This is a genomic window from Mucilaginibacter paludis DSM 18603 (assembly GCF_000166195.2).
In the GTDB taxonomy this organism is placed as follows: Bacteria; Bacteroidota; Bacteroidia; order Sphingobacteriales; family Sphingobacteriaceae; genus Mucilaginibacter; species Mucilaginibacter paludis.
This window is the reverse complement of sequence record NZ_CM001403.1, coordinates 3,620,214-3,641,032: the sequence shown is the minus strand read 5'-3', so window position 1 is coordinate 3,641,032 and position 20,819 is coordinate 3,620,214. Positions and strand designations below refer to the sequence as shown.

The window sequence follows — 20,819 nt, the reverse complement described above, 5'->3', positions numbered from 1 at the left end:
AGCAAAAGTTTTAACGCGGTTTAAAAACTGGTTCAATTGATGCATTGCTGTAGCAATTGATATTTATTAAGATATTTAAAAATTAAATATGCCCAGAGTTAAGATAGCCCGAAAAAGCACAGTGACAGATATGACCGCCATGTGCGATGTTGCATTTCTATTGCTGACCTTTTTCATCATGACAGCCAAGTTTAAAGCGGAAGATCCGGTTCCTGTGGCTATACCTTCGTACTCTAAAACAGTTGTATTGCCTGAAGACAATATAGCCACAATAACAGTAGGTAGCGGTAAAGTTTTCTTTGGAGTTGAGGGCGTTAACATTCGCGCTTCAATTTTAGAGGAAATGGGCAAGCAATATAATATCACTTTTACGCCACAAGAAAAGGCGGTATTTGTTTCTTTGCCAACTTTTGGAATTCCTATGGGTCAGTTGAAAACTTACCTGAATTTGGAACCGGAAAAAATGAAAGCGTTTCCAACGCCCGGAATTCCTACTGATTCTGTAAGTAATGAGTTATACAACTGGATCCATAAGGCCCGTGAGGCCGATAAGGCTCTAAATAACAAAAGCTTGCGTATCACTATAAAAGGCGATAGTAAAGAAGAGTATCCAACCATCGGACGGATCATAGCGATTTTACAAAAGCAAGAAGTTAACAAGTTTAGTTTAATTACAGCGCCTAAAGGAGCACAATAAAAATAAGATGGCAGAATTAGACACCTCCGGCGGGGGGAAACATAAAGGTGGCAAGAAGGTAAGGTCGAAAAAAGCTTCAACCCGTGTTGATATGACACCAATGGTTGATTTGGCCTTTTTGCTGATCACCTTCTTCATTTTGACAACTACGCTCTTAAAGCCTAAAGCAATGGAGTTGGCGATGCCCGATAAAACGGAGCAGCATGACCAATTGCCTGTACCGGCTTCAAGAACCATGACGGTTTTGTTAGGTTCAAACAACAAATTGGAATGGTATATGGGAGAGCCTGGAAAATCGGCCCCTACTGTTGATAATTTTGGTAAAGAGGGCTTACGCAAAGCTTTGCTTGATAACTATGATAAGGTAAAAAAGGAGTCGGGCGGCAAGGAAATGATCGTTTTGATCAAACCGAGTGACAAATCAAACTATGCTAATTTGGTAGCAGCTTTAGACGAACTGAATATCACCAACATCCAGGAACATGCTATCGTTGATATCATGCCAGTGGAAGTTGAGGAACTTAAAAAGCAAGGGCTTTATCAATAGTAATAAAATAATTAATTAAACGTTAAATATAACGCCAAAAGCATAAGAGATGTTAGGATCAAAATTAGATATTTTTAATCCGGAATGGCTTGACGTTGTTTTTAAAGGCAGGAACCAGGCATACGGCGCCTATGAGCTAAGAAAGCAGAACCCTAAAACAACCAATAGGGCTTTGATTATAGCTACATTAGCATTCGTTTTTGTACTTGGTTTACCAACCATTATTAACATGATCAAGGGCTTTATTCCCAAGGCCGATGAAAAGGTCAAGATAACCGACGTGGTGCTGATGCCACCACCCCCCATTGATCAAACAAAACCACCACCGCCACCACCGAAGGAACCTGCAAAGCCTAAGGTTGACCAGGTGCGTTTCCCGCCTCCGATTGTAAAACCGGATGCAGAGGTACACGAAAAAGATCCACCTACCGAAAAGCAATTGGAAGTAGCCGATCCTGGACAAAAGGAACAAAAGGGTGACCCGAATGCGCAGATCAGGATTGATGAGCCGGTAGGTAATGCAGATATTACCGCGGTTACAGAGTCTGCTGGTGATGGAGACAAAATTTTCAATGCCGTAGAGATTAACCCTTCTTTCCCTGGTGGAGAGGAAAAATTTGGTAAATTTTTACGTGATCACATTCGTTATCCCGCTATCGCGAAAGAGAACAATGTTACAGGTAGAGTATTTATCCAGTTTGTTGTTGAGCGTGACGGTAGTTTAACAGACTTGAAAATTCTTCGTGATCCGGGCAGTGGCTTAGGTGAAGAAGCATTGAGGGTTTTGAAAATTTCGCCTCACTGGACACCAGGTATTCAAAACGGTAAACCAGTACGTGTACAATACACAGTTCCGGTTAACTTTAGTTTAGCTGAGTAATAACAAACATGTTACAGAATAATAAAAAGCAGAAATCGCTCAACAGGCGATTTCTGCTTATTTTAGGCGCTGCCGCTTTTGTATGTTTTTTGGTATTGGGCTTGATGATCATATTTTGGGCCAAGCTCCCGCTGGATATGCCCCAGTATCAAAGATGGATTTTTGGTGGTGTAATTATAATTTATTCAATTGTCCGTTTTTCAAGATTATTGAAAAAAGAACCAGATGAAGAATAGTTTAGTGCTGCTGTTTTCGGGCTTTTTTTTAATGGGGGCATTAATGGCCTGCCATCAAAAAAACGATAAATATGGGTATGATGATACCTATAAAACAGGATCAGCAAGCTTTGTAGCCGATGAATCCTTCTCTCCTATTATTGACCAGGAGATGTATGTATTTAAAGCTTTATTTAAAGAGGCGCACCCTCAGATCATTTACAAAACAGAGAACGATGCGTTAAGAATGTTTTTAAACGACAGCGTGCGGGTTGCTATATTGGCCAGAAATTTGACGAGCCAGGAGTTGGAGCTTCTCAAGAAAAAAGTATTATTGCCGGAAATAAATTGTTTTGCACACGATGCGGTAACTTTAATCGTTAACCAATCGTCGCCGGATACACTAACGTCTGTCAATGTCATTAAGGACATGTTGAATGGTAAAACAAACACAGATAAAAATATTGTTTTTGATAACGCAAAATCCAGCTTGTTGCGCTATTTAAAAGAGTTTTCAGGCAATAGTAAACTCGATCAGAAGAATATATTTGCATTAAAGTCGAATATTGAAGTTATAAAATACGTGGGGGAGCATCCTAACGCCATCGGTTTCATCAGCTACTCGTGGCTTTTGGAACCTGATAAAGATTATGCGGCGTTGGTGAATAAGGTGAAGATAGTTGGAGTAAAGGATGAAAGTAATAAAGCTAATCCCCAAACCTACTTTAAACCCTCGCAAAACACATTGGCAATGAGAGAGTATCCTTTGGTGCGTGGCTTGTATATTATAAATAGTACGGCACATGCAGGTTTAGGCACAGGATTTGCATCATTTTTAGTGAGTGAGCGTGGGCAACGCATTGTATTGAGATCTGGCCTGTTGCCGGATTCGATACCTACCCGCGAAGTAAGTTTCAGTAAATAACAAAAATAGTAACTATAAAAACAACCATGAAAGTAATAAATAAAGCATCTGCCTCTGTCTTAGGCCTGATATTTATGGGTTCATCGGTTTTTGCGCAAAGTCTTGCAGACGCTAAAAAAGCCATTGACGCCGAACAATATCAAAAGGCTAAATCAATGTTAAAAAACTTGACGGTAACACAGTCAAGCAAGGACGAAAACTATTTTTATCTGGGTTTGGTGTATCTTAAACAAGATTATGCTGATTCGGCAAAGTTAACCTTTAATAAAGGGCTTGCTGTAAATCCTAAATCAGCCTTAAACATGGTTGGCCTGGGTACTGTTGATCGCATCGATAAAAACGAAGCTTCGGCTAAAGCCAATTTCGACCGTGCTATTGCCGCTGCCGGTAAAGATGATAAGCCATATATTTATGTAGCAAAGGCCTATCTGATTAAGCCATACATGAGCAAAGAGGCTATCGCTATATTAGAGAAAGCTAAAACAGTGGGCAACGGAGCTAAAGATCCTGAGTTATTTGTAACCCTGGGCGATGCTTACCGTTCTCAAAGTGATAACAGCAATGCTTACGTAAATTACAATCAGGCAACTTCGCTTGATCCCAATTCGCCGGTAATCCCGGTTAATATAGGCGTGGTATGGAAACAAGCCAATAACTATGAGGATGCTACCAAGCAGTTTCAGGATGCGTTAACTAAAGATCCTAATTTTGGCCCTGCCTATCGCGAGTTAGCGGAGAGTGATCTTCAGCAGGCTAAATCCGACCCGAAAGTAGCTTCAGCAAAAATTAAAGAGGGCGCCGACTATTACAAAAAATACCTGGATCTTACTGACAGGTCTCCGGAATCGCGTATGCGTTATGCCGACTTCCTGATCCAGGCCGGTGATTATAAAGGACTGGAAGCTGAAGCAACTGCTTTAGCACAGGGTGATAGAGCTAAATCAAATTTAAGGGTATACAGGTACCAGGCCTACGCAGCTTACGAAAACGGTAATTATGCCGCCGGGTTAACCGCTATAAATACCTTTATGAAAGAGGCCGACCCTAAACGGATCATCCCACGTGATTACTTGTACCTGGGCCGTTTGCAATTAAAAACCGGTCAGGATTCATTAGGTATCCGTTCTTTGCGTAAAGCTTTAGAGTTAGATACAACACAAGTTGATTTGTATGGTGAAATTGCTGCTTCGTTGTACTCTAAACAAAAATTTATTGAAGCTGCGGATGCCTACGATACTTATATCAAAAAATCAAGAGCTCATAAATTAAGCGACTATGTTAACTTAGGACGCAGCTATTTTTACGCTTATGGTGCCCAGGAAGAAAACTTTGCTAAAACCAACGTTAAGGCCGATACCAGTTTGTTAACCAAGGCTGATACTGCCTTTAGTTATGTTAACCATAAAGTTGCAGCACCTATCCCTTCTATTACCTTGCTTAGGGCTTATGTAGCGGATGCTCGTGAAACCGACAGGCAAAATAATTATAAGGGGTATGCCAAGCCATTTTATGAAGAATACATCAATTTGGTAGCACCTAAAAACCCAACAGATGAGCCAACAAAAAAATCGTTGGTGGGCGCGTACGCGTATTTAGGTTATTATTACGAGTTTGTAGCCAAGGACGAAGCCAAGGCAGCCGAAAATTGGGGCAAAGCCAAGGAGCTTGATCCAACTAACAAACAAGTACAAGGTTACTTTAGCCGTAAAGGCGGCGGTGCCGGTAAGGGAAAATAATGAAAAGGCCTCATCACGAGGCCTTTTTTATTTAACATCTTCATTCTATATTTGAGCCATGGAATTACATAGTTTGCCCGTTAATTTTTTGCCTATCATATTTCAGATGATTGTGGCTATTGGTTTTGTTGTGATAACCATGTTTGCTACCCATAAGCTTGGTCCCAAACGTGTTACGAGCGATAAGCTTTCCACCTTTGAGTCGGGTATCGAGGTAATTGGGAACGCGCGCACGCCAATATCTATCAAGTACTTTTTGGTGGCTATCCTTTTTGTACTGTTTGACGTTGAGGTAATTTTTATGTACCCATGGGCCGTTAATTTTAAGGACCTTGGTACCGACGGCATGATGGAAATGTTTATTTTTATGGGAACATTGCTGTTGGGCTTTATCTACATCCTGAAAAAAAAGGCACTGGACTGGGACTAATTAGATTGATTCCAAATACCGGCGATAGTGTGAAAAAAACACTATTGAAAGCATAAATATTTTAATTTTGTACTCATCCTAACTTAAGGATGAGTTTTTGTTTCTGAACGATATGAGTGATATTCAAATTGTTGAAGCCCCACCGGGCGTTGAAGGCTCAGGTTTCTTTGCCACATCGCTTGATAAAGCCGTAGGTTTAGCGCGTTCGTATTCATTGTGGCCTTTACCATTCGCTACATCTTGCTGTGGTATTGAATTTATGGCTACCATGGGTTCACATTACGATTTATCCAGATTTGGCGCCGAGCGTTTAAGCTTCTCGCCACGCCAGGCAGATCTGTTGATGGTAATGGGCACCATAGCAAAAAAAATGGCACCAGTACTACGCCAGGTATATTTGCAAATGGCCGAACCACGTTGGGTAATGGCTGTTGGCGCTTGTGCATCCAGTGGCGGTATCTTTGATACATATTCTGTTTTGCAGGGTATTGACGAGATTATCCCGGTTGACGTATACGTGCCCGGATGCCCTCCCCGCCCCGAAGCTATTATAGATGGCTTTATGAACATTCAGAAGTTGGTGCAAACCGAATCGGGACGCAGGCGCGAAGACCCTAAATACCAGGAATTATTAGCTAAATACGGAATCCAATAATGGGTAAATTATCAAACGAAGAGCTTCTTCAAAAACTATCTTCTAAATTTGATGACCAGGTTAAATCGGTTACCGAGCCTTATGGCTTACTAACTTTTGAAACCGGGCGTGAGCAGTTAATTGAGGTTTTAACTTATTTAAAAACCGAGCTGCAGTTTATTCATCTCACCGATATTACAGCCATCCACTACCCCGAATTAGAAAAACCATTCGGTGTGATCTACCATTTGCATAGCTTGGTAAACGGTATCCGTGTACGTATCAAGGTTTTTTTGGCTGTAGATGATGTACATATCCCAACAGCTACTAACCTATGGAACGGCGCTAACTGGATGGAGAGAGAAACCTATGATTTCTTCGGAATTATATTTGACGGCCACCCGGATCTGCGCCGTATTTTAAATGTCGACGATATGACGGCATTCCCGATGCGGAAAGAATATCCGTTGGAAGATCCTAACCGAATTGATAAAAAAGATTACTTCTTCGGAAGATAAATATATTCAGTAAAGAATGCAAAATCATCTTTTATTAACAGACAACGACCCACAGAGTGAGCTCTCGACTTTAAACCTCGGGCCAACCCACCCCGCAACGCATGGTGTATTCCAAAATGTATTGCAACTGGATGGCGAAAGGATTGTGAGCGGTGTATCTACCATTGGATATATTCATCGCGCGTTTGAAAAAATTGCCGAACACAGGCCATTTTATCAGATCACCCCATTAACCGACAGGCTTAACTATTGCTCATCCCCCATCAACAACATGGGTTGGCACATGACGGTTGAAAAAATGTTAGGCATCGAAATGCCTAAAAGGGTTGATTATATGCGTGTCATCATCATGGAGCTCGCCCGTATAACCGATCACATCGTGTGTAACGGCGTATTGGGTGTTGATACCGGTGCGTTTACAGGTTTCCTGTACATGATGCAGTATCGCGAAGCGGTTTATGAGATTTACGAAGAAATTTGCGGTTCGCGCTTAACTACCAACATTGGCCGTATTGGTGGTTTTGAACGTAACTTTAACGATATCGCCTTCAATAAAATCAAGAAATTTTTAAAAGAGTTTCCACCGGTATTAAGGGAGTTCGAATCGTTATTTAACCGTAACCGCATCTTTGTTGACCGTACTAAAGGAGTAGCGGCGGTTACAGCCGAAGAGGCTTTGAGCTACAGCTGGAGTGGGCCGATTTTACGTGCTGCGGGTATTGATTATGATGTGCGTGCCCAGGAGCCCTATAGCTCATACGAAGACTTTGATTTTGAAGTGCCCGTTGGTACCAATGGCGATGTTTACAGCCGCTTTTTGGTGCGTAACGAAGAAATGTGGCAAAGCCTGCGCATGATAGAGCAAGCGATGGCCAAGTTGGAAAAAGAAGATTCATCTATCTTCCATGCTGATGTGCCTGAGTTTTATCTGCCTCCCAAAGAAGAAGTTTACAATAATATGGAAGCCCTGATCTATCACTTTAAAATTGTGATGGGCGAAATAGATACCCCTAAAACCGAAGTTTATCACGCGGTTGAAGGCGCTAACGGTGAGTTAGGCTTTTATCTGGTGAATGATGGTGGCCGCTCGCCTTACCGTTTACACTTCCGCAGGCCGAGCTTCATCAATTACCAGATGTATGCGCCGATGAGCAGGGGAATGGTGCTTTCTGATGCGATTATTAACATGAGTAGTTTAAACGTTATAGCCGGGGAATTAGATGCTTAGAGTTGAAGACACACAAACTTCGGTTGAGTTTTCTGAAGATTTGATCGCTAAATTTAATGATGTGGTAAGCCGTTATCCGGAAGGAAAACAAAAATCGGGCTTACTGCCGATATTGCATTTGGTGCAAGCCGAATTTGGCTGGGTTAGTCCGGTTGCAATGGATAAGGTGGCCGAATACCTGGGCATACAACACATTGAAGTTTACGAAGTAGCGAGCTTTTACAGCATGTACCTGCTTCGCCCGCAAGGGAAATATCTTTTAGAGGTTTGCCGCACGGGCCCTTGCTGCCTGGTTGGTGCCGAAAAGATAATGGATTATATTGAACAGAAATTAGGTGTAAAAGAAGGCGAAGTAACTCCGGATGGTTTGTTTAGCTGGCGCGGGGTGGAATGCCTTGCAGCTTGCGGCTTTGCCCCTGTTTTACAAATAGGTCCTGAATATACTTTCTATGAAAATTTAACACCCGAAAAGGTGGATAAATTAGTGGCAGATTTAACGGCTCAATCTAAAAACTAATTGACTGATTGAAACATGGCTCGTAAATTACTATTAGAACACATCAACGTACCCGGCATCAATACATTTGATGTTTACCGCTCAAAAGGCGGGTATGCCGCTGTTGAAAAGGCTTTGAAAACGTTAACCCCCGATGAGGTGGTTGAAGAGGTTAAAAAGTCGGGCTTGCGTGGCCGTGGCGGTGCAGGTTTCCCTACGGGGATGAAATGGAGCTTTTTGGCCAAGCCTGAAGGTGTTGCCCGTTACCTGGTTTGCAATGCTGACGAATCTGAACCCGGCACTTTTAAGGATCGTTTCCTGATGACCTATATCCCCCACTTGTTAATTGAGGGGATGATTGTGGCCAGCTATGCTTTGGGCGCTAAGGTATCCTATATCTACGTTCGCGGCGAAATGATGCCGCAGATCAGGATCCTGGAAAAAGCCATCGCGGAAGCAAAAAATAAAGGATTTTTAGGAAAAAACATATTGGGTACCGGTTACGATCTGGAGCTTTACGTTCAGCCCGGAGGCGGAGCCTATATCTGCGGCGAAGAAACTGCTTTATTGGAATCGCTCGAAGGTAAACGCGGTAACCCGAGGATCAAGCCACCATTTCCGGCTATTGCAGGTTTATATGGCTGCCCAACGGTTGTTAACAATGTGGAATCCATAGCAGCTGTTGTTCCTATCATTAACGATGGTGGCGAAGAATATGCTAAGATAGGTATTGGCAGAAGCACAGGTACTAAACTGATCTCAGCGTCGGGTAATATCAAAAACCCGGGCATCTACGAAATTGAATTAGGGGTTCCGGTAGAAGAGTTTTTGTACTCTGATGAATATTGCGGCGGCATGGCCAATGGCAAACGCTTTAAGGCTTTGGTGGCAGGTGGTTCGTCGGTACCAATTTTACCGGCTAACCTGGTTACTAAAACCATTAACCAGGAAGCCCGCTTAATGAGCTATGAATCCTTATCCGATGGCGGTTTTGCTACCGGTACGATGATGGGTTCAGGAGGTTTTATTGTTTTTGATGAGGATCAATGCATCGTTCGTAACACCTGGAACTTTACCCGTTTTTATCACCACGAAAGCTGCGGACAATGTTCGCCTTGCCGTGAGGGTACCGGCTGGATGGAGAAGGTTTTGCACCGCCTGGAATATGGCCATGGCAAAATGAGCGATATGGACCTTTTGGTTGACGTATCTAAAAAGATTGAAGGTAATACCATTTGCCCGCTTGGCGACGCGGCTGCATGGCCGGTGGCCAGTGCGATCCGTCACTTCCGTGACGAATTTGAGTGGCATGTAACCCATGCCGCCGAGGCAACAACAAGGAATTTTGGCCTGGCACATTATGCTGATCCAATACCAAAACCAGAGCCTGTAGCATAAGCTCAAGCAGCATCCTCCCCAGTAGGGAGGGCTAATGCAAGGCTTTAAATGATATGATTGATTAGAACCTGATAAAAATAAAAATCAAAAAGTCTCTCTTACTGGGAGAGATTTAGAAGGGGCTTTATGAAAGTTACAATAGACGGAATTAGCGTAGATGTAGAACCGGGAACCACCATCCTGAATGCCGCAAGGCTAATTGGGGGCGATATTGTTCCGCCTGCGATGTGCTATTATTCCAAACTGGAAGGAAGCGGAGGTAAATGCCGTACTTGTTTGGTTAAGGTAAGCAAAGGATCTGAAAAAGATCCGCGCCCTATGCCCAAGCTGGTAGCATCATGCCGCACTACAGTAATGGATGGTATGGAAGTACAGAATATCACTTCGCCCGAAGTTATTGAGGCGCGTAAGGGTATTGTGGAGATGTTGTTGATCAATCACCCCTTGGATTGCCCCATTTGCGATCAGGCCGGTGAATGTCATTTACAGGATCTGGGCTTTGAGCACGGTGCCGCTAAAACACGTTACGAGTTTGACCGCCGTACTTTTGATAAAATAGACATTGGCGACAAGATCCAGCTGCACATGACGCGTTGCATTTTATGCTACCGTTGTGTTTTTACTGCCGACCAGATTACCGACCATCGTATCCATGGTATTTTAAACCGGGGCGATCACTCTGAAATATCTACCTATATCCAGGCCGCTGTTGATAACGATTTCTCTGGAAACGTAATTGATGTTTGCCCTGTGGGTGCCTTAACGGATAAAACCTTCCGCTTTAAAAACCGCGTTTGGTTTACCAAACCCGTTGATGCTCACCGCGATTGTGATCACGAAAAATGCAATGGCAAAGTAACCCTTTGGTATAAAGGAGAAGATGTTTTAAGGGTAACTGCCCGCAAAGATGTTTATGGCGAGGTGGAAGAGTTTATTTGCAATACCTGCCGCTTTGATAAAAAGAAAACCGCTGATTGGGTGATTGAAGGCCCGCGCAAAATCTCGCATCAGTCAGTGATCAGCTCAAATCATTATGATACACTGCACCCGCTGCCGGTGGTTAAAAACAACCCGGTGTTGATTGAGGCGAATCAGGAACAATTTGAACGTAATACCCGCTTGTAATGGAATTAGCTGTAATTGGATTTGTAGGACAAAAATTTATATTGGTAGGAATCATCTTCGCTATCAGCCTGGTAGTTGCCATGTACTCCACTTATGCGGAGCGTAAAGTGGCGGCTTTTTTCCAGGACCGCGTTGGCCCTAACCGCGCAGGCCCGTTTGGTATACTGCAGCCCTTGGCAGATGGCGCCAAAATGTTTATGAAGGAAGAGATCATCCCAACCCGGTCAAACCCTTTCTTATTTATTGTAGGGCCATCACTGGCTATATTAACTGCTTGTATCGGCTCGGCTGTTATCCCCTGGGGGCAGCAAATCACGATAGGTAGCGTGGTTATGGATTTACAGGTAACCGATATTAACGTTGGTGTACTGTACATTTTTGGCGTAGTATCCCTCGGAGTTTACGGTGTAATGATAGGTGGCTGGGCATCTAACAATAAATATTCGTTATTGGGTGCTATCCGCGCGGCTTCACAAAATATCAGCTACGAAATTGCAATGGGCTTATCCATCATAGCGCTGCTGATGATTACCGGTACTTTAAGCCTTAAAGAAATTACCGAGCAGCAACACGGCTTCTGGAAGGACGGTTATTTTAGCTGGAACTTTTTTAAACAGCCTTTGGGCTTCTTATTATTTATTGTTTGCGCTTTCGCGGAAACCAACCGTACCCCTTTTGATTTACCGGAGTGTGAAACCGAACTGGTTGGTGGTTACCATACCGAGTACTCATCCATGAAACTGGGTTTTTACCTGTTTGCCGAGTATATCAACATGTTCGTATCATCTGCGGTAATGTCAACCTTATACTTCGGCGGCTACAACTATCCTTTTATGGATTTAGCGAGCAGTAGCTTTGGCGCTAACATAGCCGCGCTGATAGGTGTTGCGGTACTGTTTGGTAAAATTATATTTTTCATCTTCTTTTTTATGTGGGTACGCTGGACTATCCCGCGTTTCCGCTATGACCAATTAATGGATTTGGGATGGAAGATCCTGATCCCTTTAGCTATAGCCAACATTGTATTAACTGGCATCGGTAGTACTATTTTAACACATTTTGGATATTAAAAAATGGAGTCATTAACCAATAAACGGAAAGTATTAGAAGTAAAGCCGCTCAACTTTTGGGAGCGCGCTTATCTTCCTGCCATACTGAGCGGCTTGCGCATTACGGGCAAGCACTTTTTCAGGAAACCGGTTACCATCAGTTACCCCGACGAAAAAAGGGAGTTCTCTGAAAACTTTCGCGGTATGCATTCGCTGAAGCGCGACGAAGAAGGGCGCGAACGTTGCACAGCCTGTGGTTTGTGTGCCTTATCATGCCCGGCAGAAGCCATTACCATGATAGCGGCTGAACGCCAAAAAGGCGAAGAAAAACTATACAGGGAAGAAAAATACGCGGCTGTTTACGAAATTAACATGCTGCGTTGTATTTTCTGCGGCTTGTGCGAAGAAGCCTGCCCTAAAGAAGCCATTTATCTTGACGGAGATATCGTACCATCCAATTACCTGCGGAAGGATTTTATTTACGGTAAAGACAAATTGGTAGAGGCGCCATTAAATCAATAAGGAAGTTTTATACCTTTGCCCATCCTTAAAAAAGGACAAAGGTATTTTTGTAATTATAAAATGAGTTTATTTTACTTTGTAGCATTTTTGTCCATCCTGTTTGCACTACTGGTTATTTTTTCAAAAAATCCGGTTCACAGTGTACTGTATTTGATTTTAACGTTTTTTACGTTCACCATCCACTACATTTTACTGAATGCGCAGTTTTTGGCTATCGTAAACTTTATTGTTTACATGGGCGCCATTATGGTGCTGTTCCTGTTTGTGCTGATGCTGCTCAACCTGAATGAGGATTCGGAGCCGGTAAAAACAAGCATGGTTAAATTTGCCGCTATTATTGGTGGCGGCTGCTTGTTAATCACCCTGGCAGCATCGTTTAAGGTAGTGCACCCGTCAAGCGTTGTAGCGCTCACTAACGACAATTTAGGTTTGGTAAAAAATCTGGGTAAAGTATTGTTCAACGAGTTTTTACTGCCTTTTGAAGTATCCTCGCTGTTGCTCTTCTCGGCTATGGTAGGCGCGGTATTATTGGCAACTAAAGATAAATCAAACGTGTGATATGGAAACTTTAACACAAAACATACAGTCGATACCGCTTAACCATTACATCATCTTAAGCACCATCATTTTTTCAATCGGTGTAATGGGGGTAATGCTTCGCCGTAACGCCATAGTGATATTTATGTCGGTTGAACTGATGTTAAACGCGGTTAATTTATTGCTTACTGTTTTTTCTGTTTATCATAACGATCCGAGCGGGCAGGTATTTGTATTCTTCATTATGGCATTAGCTGCCGCCGAAGTAGCCATCGGTTTAGCCATCATCGTGATGATATACCGGAACACCAATTCGCTTGATGTTAACGTACTGAACAGGTTGAAGTGGTAAATCCTTTACCGGTCATCGCCGATAGGCGGAGTTAAATAAAGTAAGGGTACTCGTAGAAAAGTATAAAATAAAAAAACAAAAAATAAAAAAGTCATCCCTTACGGGGATGATTTAAAGGGGGCTTATATGAATAATTACATCTGGCTTATTCCAATATTACCGTTAATTGGTTTTATTATCAACGGACTGGGCCGAAATACGCTTTCTAAAGGTGTTATTGGTTTTATCGGCAGTACGGTTGTATTGCTATCGTTTGCTTTAAGCGTGGCCACTTTTTTACAGATCAACGCTACAGGAGTGGCCGTTAATGTCGACCTGTTCGACTGGATTAAAGTTGGAAGCTTAAATATCCCCTTCTCTTTCCTGATCGATCAGTTAAGCGCTATTATGCTATTGGTGATCACCGGTGTAGGCTTCCTGATCCATGTTTATTCCGTAGGCTATATGCACGATGATGCCGGTTTTGGTAAATTCTTTTCGTACCTCAACCTCTTCATCTTTTTTATGCTGCTGCTGGTGCTGGGCTCCAACTACGTAATTATGTTTATCGGCTGGGAAGGCGTGGGCTTATGCTCTTATCTGCTCATCGGTTTCTGGTTTACTAATCCCGCTTATGCGGATGCTGCCAAAAAGGCTTTTGTGATGAACCGCATCGGCGATCTTGGTTTTTTACTGGGCGTGTTTGTGATCTTCCATACTTTCGGCTCTGTTTCGTTTAACGAGATCTGGGATAAAGCTGCGCTGATGCATTCGGGCGATGCCACCTTGGTTTTAATCACTATCTTATTATTTATAGGTGCTACCGGTAAATCCGCACAGATTCCCTTATTCACCTGGCTGCCCGACGCGATGGCCGGTCCAACACCTGTTTCCGCGTTAATACATGCCGCAACCATGGTTACAGCAGGTATTTATATGATAGCCCGCTCCAATATTTTGTTTACGCTGGCGCCGGTAACTATGCACATCATCGCTATTATCGGTTTAACTACAGCTGTTTTTGCAGCGCTGATCGCGATTACGCAAACTGACATTAAAAAGGTACTGGCTTATTCAACCGTATCACAATTAGGTTATATGTTCTTGGGCTTGGGCGTAGGCGCCTATACCGGGGCATTTTTCCACGTGTTAACACATGCTTTCTTTAAAGCGCTTTTATTCCTTTGCGCCGGTTCGGTTATCCACGCGGTAAGCGGCGAGCAGGATATGCGTAAGATGGGGGGATTAAGAAAAAAACTGCCCATCACCTTTGCAACCATGCTGATTGGTACATTAGCAATCTCCGGGATACCACCCTTCGCGGGCTTCTTTTCAAAAGATGAGATATTGGCCGAAACATTTGCACATAACCAAACACTTTGGATAGTTGGCGTACTTACTGCGATGTGCACCTCCTTCTACATGTTCCGCATGATCTATCTTACCTTTTATGGTAAATTCAGAGGAACGCACGAGCAAGAGCATCACATCCACGAAGCTCCCGTTTCCATGACCTTTCCATTAATCGTGTTGGCTATATTATCTCTCCTGGGCGGTTTTATAGGCGTTCCCGAAGTTATGGGCGGACATCACTGGCTTCAGCATTTCCTGGCACCGGTATTTGAAAGATCAACCGCTTTGCAGGAAGCAACAGTTAATCATTTATCAAGGTCGACTGAAATTACTTTAATGTGTATTTCCGTTTTAGGTGCAATAGTGGCGGCGGTTTATGCCGCAGTTAAATATGGTGACAACAAGAATATCCCTGTTGCGGATAACGAAGAGCGTCCGGCTTTAACCAGCTTATCCTATCACAAATTTTATATCGACGAGTTATACGATACCGTGATCCGCAAGCCGCTGGATGCATTATCCGTGTTTTTCTATAAAGTGGTTGATCTGTTAGGCATCGACGGACTGGTGAACGGCTTGGGTAAAGGTTCTATCGAGGGTAGCAAAGGTTTGCGCTTATTGCAAAACGGTAACGTAGGCTTTTACATCTTTATGATGGTAATTGGCATTGTTGGCGTGTTGGTTTATAATTTATTCAGAATTTAAAGGCATTTACAATATATTAATGATGGTTATTATTCTACTTCTTTTACCATTACTGGGTGCGCTGGCAGCACTGTTGTTTAAAAACGGAGCGGCCAAAACGGTGGCACTGCTATTTGCCCTTGCAGAATTAGGCGTCGCTGTCTTCCTGCTTTCTCAGTTTATACCCGATGCCAGTACACAGTTTGCGGTTGATTATGCGTGGATAGAAAGTTTCGGTATCCATTTTAAGGCGGGTATCGATGGCATCAGCATGGTGATGGTTTTATTAACTACCATCCTGGTTCCGCTAATTATCCTGACTACCTTCAAGCACGAGTACAAAAACCAGCCGGTAATGTATTCGCTCATTTTGTTTATGCAGGCCGGGCTATTACTTGTGTTTACAGCGTTAGATGGCTTTTTATTTTATGTAGGATGGGAAGCCGCTTTATTGCCTATCTACTTCATCTGCGCCTTATGGGGCGGAGCAGATAGGGTGCGCATCACTTTAAAATTCTTTATTTACACATTTGCCGGTTCATTGTTTATGCTGCTGGGTATCATTTACCTGTACCTGCAAACACCCGGTAAAACATTTGCGCTTGATGCCTTTTATAATCTAAATTTAGATGCCTCACAGCAGTCGGTAATGTTTTGGGCCTTCTTTTTAGCTTTTGCTATCAAGATGCCTTTATTCCCGTTCCATACCTGGCAACCCGATACCTATACCGAAGCCCCTTCAGCGGGAACCATGATGTTATCCGGTATTATGCTGAAGATGGGTATCTACGGTGTTATCCGCTGGTTAATTCCTATATCGCCGCTGGGTTTCGACAGATGGGTTTGTACCGTCATTGTGCTGGCCGTTATCGGTATAGTTTATGCCTCGCTTATCGCCTTTAATCAAAAAGATGGCAAACGCTTAATAGCTTATTCATCTATCGGGCACGTTGGCTTAATTGCCGCCGGTATTTTTGCCTGGAATGTGCAGGGTGTGCAAGGTGCCATGATCCAGATGCTTAACCACGGTATTAACGTGGTGGGCTTATTCTTTATCATGGATATCATCAGTCGCCGTTTAAATACCCGTGATATTACACAAATGGGCGGTATTGCTAAAGTTGCCCCGCAATTTGCCATAGCCTTTTTAATTATCGTACTGGGTACTGTAGCCTTACCTTTAACCAACGGCTTTATCGGTGAGTTTTTACTGCTAAACGGCATTTTTCAATATAATATCTGGCTTTCGGCAGTGGCAGGCTTAACTATCATCTTTGGTGCCGTATACATGCTCAGGATGTACAAAAAGGTAATGCAGGGCGAAACCAACACCCTTACAGCCACATTTACAGATATTACAGGTTCCGAAAAAGTAGTGTTGGGCATTATCTGCCTGCTCATTATTGTTATCGGTGTTTATCCGCAGGTTATCCTGCATATCTCTGAAGCGAGCGTTACCAATCTAATTGATCAAGTGAACCAAAAAAAATTAATCTCAGTTAAGTAAACCATGAATACCTTAATAATCATTTCTGTTTTACCAATTGTTATTCTGTACCTTGGTTTATATAACGCTAAAAAAGCTTTATTGCCGGTTACTATTGTTGGGTTATTGGCGGCGCTTGGTTGCGCCATTGCCGAATGGGGCGCCAACGTGGGTCCTATTTTTCATGGCATGATGCTGTTTGATAACTATGCTATCGCCTTTTCAGCCATCACCATCTTATCAACCATATTGATACTGATGCTTTCAAAAGATTATTTTGAGAGAATAAGCGAGCATGTGGCCGAGTATTACGCGGTGATCCTGTTCTCGTTGGCGGGTATCATTGTGATGTTATCCTATCATAACTTAACGATGTTGTTTATCGGCATCGAAATTATGTCGGTTAGTTTATACATTTTGGCAGGTATCAAGAAGAAAGATTTTGCTTCAAACGAAGCCGCTTTAAAGTACTTTTTAATGGGCGCTTTCTCTACCGGGTTTTTACTTTTCGGTATTACGCTGATCTATGGCGCTACCGGATCATTCGATTTGGAAACCATCCGCAACTGGATCATCGAGCATCCGCGCGGAGCCGATCCTCTTTTATTTACTGGGATTTTGTTGATCATTGTTGGTTTATGCTTTAAAGTAGGCGCTGCGCCATTCCATTTCTGGACGCCCGATGTTTACGAAGGCTCCCCTACCCTGATCACTGCTTTCATGTCAACCGTAGTAAAAACAGCTGGCTTTGCCGCTTTCCTGCGTTTGTTTGCTACTTGCTTTAACCCTGTTTCCGATCTTTGGATGCCTACCCTTCTGGTCATCACAATCCTCACTTTATTTATCGGGAACATTACCGCACTTTATCAGCAGAGCTTTAAACGCATGCTGGCTTTTTCGAGTATATCACACGCAGGCTATATGTTGTTTGCTATTGTAGCTTTAGGTGCCAACTCATCAAATGCGGTGTTTGTATATGCCACGGCTTACTCTATCGCCTCTATCATCGCGTTTGGGGTATTGATATTGGTGCAGCAACAAGCCGGCAGCGATAACTTTACCAGCTTTGATGGCTTAGCTAAAAAGAATCCTTTTCTGGCCTTTGTATTAACTATTGCCATGTTATCGTTGGCTGGTATCCCCTTAACGGCAGGTTTTATAGGTAAGTTCTTCATGTTCTCAAGCGCCTTGTCGCAATTCCAAATAGCATTGGTAGTTATCGCCGTCATCAATGCCATCATCAGTATTTATTATTATTTCAGGGTTATTGTGGCCATGTACTTCCACTCTGCCGAGCGCACCGAATTAGCAGTTCCTGGGTATTTTACCTTTGTTTTGGCGGTATCGGCCCTGGTTACTATCCTGATAGGTATTTACCCGGTTTTATTGACCAACTTAATTTAATACATATCAGTAATACAAATTGATTTAATATTTGTAATTTTACTGATATCTGAATGGAAAGTTTCTGGGACCACCTGCAAAGTTTAACTGACGCTCAGTCTATTATAAGTCAGGGCGGCTTTTACTTGTTACTTGTTGTTGTTTTCGCCGAAACAGGAGTTTTTTTCGGTTTTTTTTTACCGGGCGACTATCTCTTATTTTTAGCCGGTTTATTATGCGCAACAGGGTTATTGAATGTCCCCATTTATATATTGGTTTCCAGCTTAATTGTATCCGGTTTTTTAGGCAACTACGTTGGCTATTGGTTTGGATACCGAACGGGGCATATTTTGTTTAGCAAGGACGATTCCTTCTTCTTTAAAAAGCGATACGTGCACATTGCCGAAAGCTTTTACAACAAACACGGTGGTATGGCATTGGTTTTGGGCAGGTTTTTTCCTATCATCAGAACGTTTGCGCCTATTTTTGCCGGCGTGGTAAGGGTTGATTTTAAAAAATTTAGTTTATATAATTTGATAGGCAGCGTTGCCTGGGTTACAACCCTAACGTTATCAGGCTATTACTTAGGTAGAAAATATCCTGATTTAAAAAATTATTTACAGTATATTGTAATTGGTTTAATTGTAATAACAACTATACCGCTTATTTTTGCCTTTTTAAAGAGTAAGCTGACGAAGAATACAAACGACGAAATAAAAACAAATACATAATATCCATTTATGAGTACACAACACCCTTGGCACCAGGTTTCTCCAGGTGAGAATATTCCAACCATTGTTAACGCTATTATTGAGATACCAAAAGGATCTAAAGCTAAATACGAGATAGACAAGGAGTCTGGCCTGTTGAAGTTGGACAGAATATTGTTTTCATCGGTGATGTACCCGGCAAACTACGGTTTTATACCCCAAACCTATTGCGACGATAAGGATCCGCTTGACGTATTGGTAATTTGCTCGGCAGATGTTTACCCCATGTCTATCATTGAGGCGCAGGTAATCGGTGTGATGCACATGATTGATAATGGTGAGCAGGATGATAAAATCATTGCGGTAGCAAAAAACGATATGTCTGTTAATTACATCAACGAGTTAACTGAGCTTCCGCCGCATACCATGAAAGAGATAGTACGATTTTTCCAGGATTACAAAAAGCTTGAAGGTAAAAACGTAACCATTGAGCATTTGATGGGACAGCGTTATGCCTACAAGGTTATAACCGAAGCAATGGACCTTTATAAGGCCACATTTCCAACTTATCAATAATTAAATGGCGCCACCCGATTTAGATATAAGTGTTTTCCATATATTTCTGACCATTTTTTTGGTTTTGCTCAACGGATTTTTTGTTGCGGCGGAATTTGCTATAGTAAAAGTAAGGGGGTCGCAAATTGAAATACAGGTTAAATCGGGCGGCCGCATGGCTAAAGTTGCCCGCAGCATTACCCATAACCTTGACGGCTTTTTGGCCGCTACGCAATTAGGCATTACCATTGCTTCGCTTGGGCTGGGCTGGGCCGGCGAAGAGGTAGTAACCACCATGATGTTGAACTTGTTTCACTTTTTTGGTGTGGTTATTACCTCATCTTTTATCATCAATACCAGCCACGTTGTAGCCTTTAGCTTAATTACATTTTTGCACATCGTTTTTGGCGAATTGGCTCCCAAATCGTTCGCTATACAGCGCCCTGTAGGCGTTACCATGGCCATTTCGGTTCCGCTCAGTATTTTTTATACCGTTTTTAAGCCGGTGATCTGGGTGCTCAACAATGTGGCTAACCTGGTACTCCGGATGTTTGGTATCAACGCGGTGCACGGCAACGAGGCCCACCACAGTTCGGAAGAATTGCAGTATCTGCTGGATCAGGGTAAGGAAAGCGGGGCCATCGATTCAAACGAGCACGAACTGATTAAAAACGTGTTTGATTTTAACGAGCGTGTGGTGAAAAACATCATGGTACCCCGAACTAAAATTTCGGGCGTGGAGATGAACTGCAGCCAGAAGGAACTGCTTGACGAAATTATAAGCGAAGGTTATTCGCGGATGCCTGTTTACGATGAAACCATCGATAAGATCATCGGGATAGTACATGCCAAGGATATTTTGCCGTTGATAGTAGGCCATGTTGATTTTAACCTGAAGGACATCATCCGTAAACCCTATTTTATCCCCGAAACTAAAAAGATCAATAACCTGATGGCCGAGCTGCAGCAAAAGCGGATCCAGATAGCGATTGTGCTTGATGAATTTGGCGGTACCGCGGGTATGGTTACCCTGGAGGATATTGTTGAGGAACTGGTGGGCGAGATACAGGATGAGTACGACGAGGAGAAGCCGATAGTTGAAAAACTAAGCGATCGTGAATTTGTGGTGAATGCGCTGGCTTCGATATACGATGTAAACGGATTTTTACCGCACGACCTGCCCGAAGATGGCGATTTTGATACCGTATCCGGCTGGTTGGGCGATGTGTTTGGCAAAATACCCGAAGTTGGCGAGCAGAAGGAAGCCAACGGTTACAATATTACTGTGTTGAGAAAATCCGACCAAAATATCGAATCTGTAAAGCTGGAATTACTGATTGACGAAGAAGATACGGTAGATCTGCATTAAAAATTGCCAAG

The 20,819-nt window shown here is 42.8% G+C and carries 23 protein-coding genes; all 23 read left to right on the top strand.

The window, feature by feature from the left end:
• Window positions 1-130 precede the first annotated feature (130 nt).
• Window positions 131-697: an ExbD/TolR family protein gene (locus tag MUCPA_RS15435; protein ID WP_233276893.1), complete on the top strand. Its 567-nt coding sequence runs from the start codon at window positions 131-133 to the stop codon at window positions 695-697.
• A gap of 7 nt (window positions 698-704) precedes the next feature.
• Window positions 705-1,244 (top strand): ExbD/TolR family protein, encoded by a 540-nt coding sequence (locus MUCPA_RS15430; protein WP_008507609.1) that lies wholly within the window; start codon window positions 705-707, stop codon window positions 1,242-1,244.
• Between the two features lie 49 nt (window positions 1,245-1,293).
• Window positions 1,294-2,124, top strand: a complete 831-nt coding sequence (locus MUCPA_RS15425; protein WP_008507608.1) for an energy transducer TonB — start codon at window positions 1,294-1,296, stop codon at window positions 2,122-2,124.
• Between the two features lie 8 nt (window positions 2,125-2,132).
• Entirely contained in the window at window positions 2,133-2,360 is a 228-nt protein-coding gene (locus MUCPA_RS38285; RefSeq protein ID WP_008507607.1) for a hypothetical protein, read from the top strand.
• Window positions 2,350-3,264 (top strand): PstS family phosphate ABC transporter substrate-binding protein, encoded by a 915-nt coding sequence (locus tag MUCPA_RS15415; protein ID WP_008507606.1) that lies wholly within the window; start codon window positions 2,350-2,352, stop codon window positions 3,262-3,264. Before MUCPA_RS38285 ends, MUCPA_RS15415 begins: the two co-directional genes overlap by 11 nt.
• Window positions 3,265-3,290: 26 nt before the next feature.
• Window positions 3,291-5,000 (top strand): tetratricopeptide repeat protein, encoded by a 1,710-nt coding sequence (locus MUCPA_RS15410; protein ID WP_008507605.1) that lies wholly within the window; start codon window positions 3,291-3,293, stop codon window positions 4,998-5,000.
• A 58-nt stretch (window positions 5,001-5,058) separates the two neighbouring features.
• Window positions 5,059-5,430, top strand: coding sequence for an NADH-quinone oxidoreductase subunit A (locus MUCPA_RS15405; protein ID WP_008507603.1), 372 nt, complete (start codon window positions 5,059-5,061; stop codon window positions 5,428-5,430).
• Window positions 5,431-5,542: 112 nt separating this feature from the next.
• Window positions 5,543-6,085: an NADH-quinone oxidoreductase subunit B gene (locus MUCPA_RS15400; RefSeq protein ID WP_008507601.1), complete on the top strand. Its 543-nt coding sequence runs from the start codon at window positions 5,543-5,545 to the stop codon at window positions 6,083-6,085.
• Window positions 6,085-6,582 carry an NADH-quinone oxidoreductase subunit C gene (locus MUCPA_RS15395; RefSeq protein ID WP_008507600.1) on the top strand — a complete coding sequence of 166 codons (498 nt, stop codon included), beginning with the start codon at window positions 6,085-6,087 and terminating at the stop codon, window positions 6,580-6,582. Before MUCPA_RS15400 ends, MUCPA_RS15395 begins: the two co-directional genes overlap by 1 nt.
• Window positions 6,583-6,598: 16 nt before the next feature.
• Window positions 6,599-7,810, top strand: coding sequence for an NADH-quinone oxidoreductase subunit D (locus MUCPA_RS15390; RefSeq protein WP_008507598.1), 1,212 nt, complete (start codon window positions 6,599-6,601; stop codon window positions 7,808-7,810).
• Window positions 7,803-8,327 (top strand): NADH-quinone oxidoreductase subunit NuoE family protein, encoded by a 525-nt coding sequence (locus MUCPA_RS15385; protein ID WP_008507597.1) that lies wholly within the window; start codon window positions 7,803-7,805, stop codon window positions 8,325-8,327. The genes MUCPA_RS15390 and MUCPA_RS15385 overlap by 8 nt, the downstream gene beginning before the upstream one ends.
• Window positions 8,328-8,342: 15 nt before the next feature.
• Window positions 8,343-9,704, top strand: a complete 1,362-nt coding sequence (gene nuoF / locus MUCPA_RS15380; RefSeq protein ID WP_008507595.1) for an NADH-quinone oxidoreductase subunit NuoF — start codon at window positions 8,343-8,345, stop codon at window positions 9,702-9,704.
• 126 nt (window positions 9,705-9,830) lie between these two features.
• A complete protein-coding gene (locus MUCPA_RS15375) occupies window positions 9,831-10,829 on the top strand; it encodes a 2Fe-2S iron-sulfur cluster-binding protein (RefSeq protein ID WP_008507593.1) in 999 nt (332 codons plus the stop codon).
• Entirely contained in the window at window positions 10,829-11,899 is a 1,071-nt protein-coding gene (gene nuoH, locus MUCPA_RS15370; protein ID WP_008507592.1) for an NADH-quinone oxidoreductase subunit NuoH, read from the top strand. The genes MUCPA_RS15375 and nuoH overlap by 1 nt, the downstream gene beginning before the upstream one ends.
• 3 nt (window positions 11,900-11,902) lie before the next feature.
• Entirely contained in the window at window positions 11,903-12,400 is a 498-nt protein-coding gene (locus MUCPA_RS15365; RefSeq protein WP_008507590.1) for a NuoI/complex I 23 kDa subunit family protein, read from the top strand.
• 60 nt (window positions 12,401-12,460) lie between these two features.
• Window positions 12,461-12,958, top strand: coding sequence for an NADH-quinone oxidoreductase subunit J family protein (locus MUCPA_RS15360; protein WP_008507589.1), 498 nt, complete (start codon window positions 12,461-12,463; stop codon window positions 12,956-12,958).
• 1 nt (window position 12,959) lies between these two features.
• A complete protein-coding gene (nuoK, locus tag MUCPA_RS15355; protein WP_008507588.1) occupies window positions 12,960-13,289 on the top strand; it encodes an NADH-quinone oxidoreductase subunit NuoK in 330 nt (109 codons plus the stop codon).
• Between the two features lie 126 nt (window positions 13,290-13,415).
• On the top strand, window positions 13,416-15,326 hold the full coding sequence (gene nuoL, locus MUCPA_RS15350) for an NADH-quinone oxidoreductase subunit L (protein ID WP_008507586.1): 1,911 nt from the start codon (window positions 13,416-13,418) through the stop codon (window positions 15,324-15,326).
• A 19-nt stretch (window positions 15,327-15,345) separates the two neighbouring features.
• Entirely contained in the window at window positions 15,346-16,812 is a 1,467-nt protein-coding gene (locus MUCPA_RS15345; RefSeq protein WP_040627506.1) for a complex I subunit 4 family protein, read from the top strand.
• Window positions 16,813-16,815: 3 nt separating this feature from the next.
• On the top strand, window positions 16,816-18,195 hold the full coding sequence (locus MUCPA_RS15340) for an NADH-quinone oxidoreductase subunit N (protein ID WP_008507583.1): 1,380 nt from the start codon (window positions 16,816-16,818) through the stop codon (window positions 18,193-18,195).
• Between the two features lie 53 nt (window positions 18,196-18,248).
• The gene (locus MUCPA_RS15335) at window positions 18,249-18,905 is read left to right on the top strand and encodes a DedA family protein (RefSeq protein WP_008507581.1); all 657 of its coding nucleotides are present in this window, start codon (window positions 18,249-18,251) and stop codon (window positions 18,903-18,905) included.
• 9 nt (window positions 18,906-18,914) lie between these two features.
• Window positions 18,915-19,460 carry an inorganic diphosphatase gene (locus MUCPA_RS15330; protein WP_008507579.1) on the top strand — a complete coding sequence of 182 codons (546 nt, stop codon included), beginning with the start codon at window positions 18,915-18,917 and terminating at the stop codon, window positions 19,458-19,460.
• Between the two features lie 4 nt (window positions 19,461-19,464).
• Complete coding sequence (locus MUCPA_RS15325; protein WP_008507577.1) at window positions 19,465-20,808, top strand: hemolysin family protein; 1,344 nt, start codon at window positions 19,465-19,467, stop codon at window positions 20,806-20,808.
• The last annotated feature ends 11 nt before the right edge of the window (window positions 20,809-20,819 follow it).

What these genes read in the sequence shown, in the direction of transcription:
- MUCPA_RS15435 (WP_233276893.1), top strand. Translation starts at nt 131, where the DNA reads ATGACCGCCATGTGCGATGTTGCATTTCTATTGCTGACCTTTTTCATC.
- MUCPA_RS15430 (WP_008507609.1), top strand. Translation starts at nt 705, where the DNA reads ATGGCAGAATTAGACACCTCCGGCGGGGGGAAACATAAAGGTGGCAAG.
- MUCPA_RS15425 (WP_008507608.1), top strand. Translation starts at nt 1,294, where the DNA reads ATGTTAGGATCAAAATTAGATATTTTTAATCCGGAATGGCTTGACGTT.
- MUCPA_RS38285 (WP_008507607.1), top strand. Translation starts at nt 2,133, where the DNA reads ATGTTACAGAATAATAAAAAGCAGAAATCGCTCAACAGGCGATTTCTG.
- MUCPA_RS15415 (WP_008507606.1), top strand. Translation starts at nt 2,350, where the DNA reads ATGAAGAATAGTTTAGTGCTGCTGTTTTCGGGCTTTTTTTTAATGGGG.
- MUCPA_RS15410 (WP_008507605.1), top strand. Translation starts at nt 3,291, where the DNA reads ATGAAAGTAATAAATAAAGCATCTGCCTCTGTCTTAGGCCTGATATTT.
- MUCPA_RS15405 (WP_008507603.1), top strand. Translation starts at nt 5,059, where the DNA reads ATGGAATTACATAGTTTGCCCGTTAATTTTTTGCCTATCATATTTCAG.
- MUCPA_RS15400 (WP_008507601.1), top strand. Translation starts at nt 5,543, where the DNA reads ATGAGTGATATTCAAATTGTTGAAGCCCCACCGGGCGTTGAAGGCTCA.
- MUCPA_RS15395 (WP_008507600.1), top strand. Translation starts at nt 6,085, where the DNA reads ATGGGTAAATTATCAAACGAAGAGCTTCTTCAAAAACTATCTTCTAAA.
- MUCPA_RS15390 (WP_008507598.1), top strand. Translation starts at nt 6,599, where the DNA reads ATGCAAAATCATCTTTTATTAACAGACAACGACCCACAGAGTGAGCTC.
- MUCPA_RS15385 (WP_008507597.1), top strand. Translation starts at nt 7,803, where the DNA reads ATGCTTAGAGTTGAAGACACACAAACTTCGGTTGAGTTTTCTGAAGAT.
- nuoF (WP_008507595.1), top strand. Translation starts at nt 8,343, where the DNA reads ATGGCTCGTAAATTACTATTAGAACACATCAACGTACCCGGCATCAAT.
- MUCPA_RS15375 (WP_008507593.1), top strand. Translation starts at nt 9,831, where the DNA reads ATGAAAGTTACAATAGACGGAATTAGCGTAGATGTAGAACCGGGAACC.
- nuoH (WP_008507592.1), top strand. Translation starts at nt 10,829, where the DNA reads ATGGAATTAGCTGTAATTGGATTTGTAGGACAAAAATTTATATTGGTA.
- MUCPA_RS15365 (WP_008507590.1), top strand. Translation starts at nt 11,903, where the DNA reads ATGGAGTCATTAACCAATAAACGGAAAGTATTAGAAGTAAAGCCGCTC.
- MUCPA_RS15360 (WP_008507589.1), top strand. Translation starts at nt 12,461, where the DNA reads ATGAGTTTATTTTACTTTGTAGCATTTTTGTCCATCCTGTTTGCACTA.
- nuoK (WP_008507588.1), top strand. Translation starts at nt 12,960, where the DNA reads ATGGAAACTTTAACACAAAACATACAGTCGATACCGCTTAACCATTAC.
- nuoL (WP_008507586.1), top strand. Translation starts at nt 13,416, where the DNA reads ATGAATAATTACATCTGGCTTATTCCAATATTACCGTTAATTGGTTTT.
- MUCPA_RS15345 (WP_040627506.1), top strand. Translation starts at nt 15,346, where the DNA reads ATGATGGTTATTATTCTACTTCTTTTACCATTACTGGGTGCGCTGGCA.
- MUCPA_RS15340 (WP_008507583.1), top strand. Translation starts at nt 16,816, where the DNA reads ATGAATACCTTAATAATCATTTCTGTTTTACCAATTGTTATTCTGTAC.
- MUCPA_RS15335 (WP_008507581.1), top strand. Translation starts at nt 18,249, where the DNA reads ATGGAAAGTTTCTGGGACCACCTGCAAAGTTTAACTGACGCTCAGTCT.
- MUCPA_RS15330 (WP_008507579.1), top strand. Translation starts at nt 18,915, where the DNA reads ATGAGTACACAACACCCTTGGCACCAGGTTTCTCCAGGTGAGAATATT.
- MUCPA_RS15325 (WP_008507577.1), top strand. Translation starts at nt 19,465, where the DNA reads ATGGCGCCACCCGATTTAGATATAAGTGTTTTCCATATATTTCTGACC.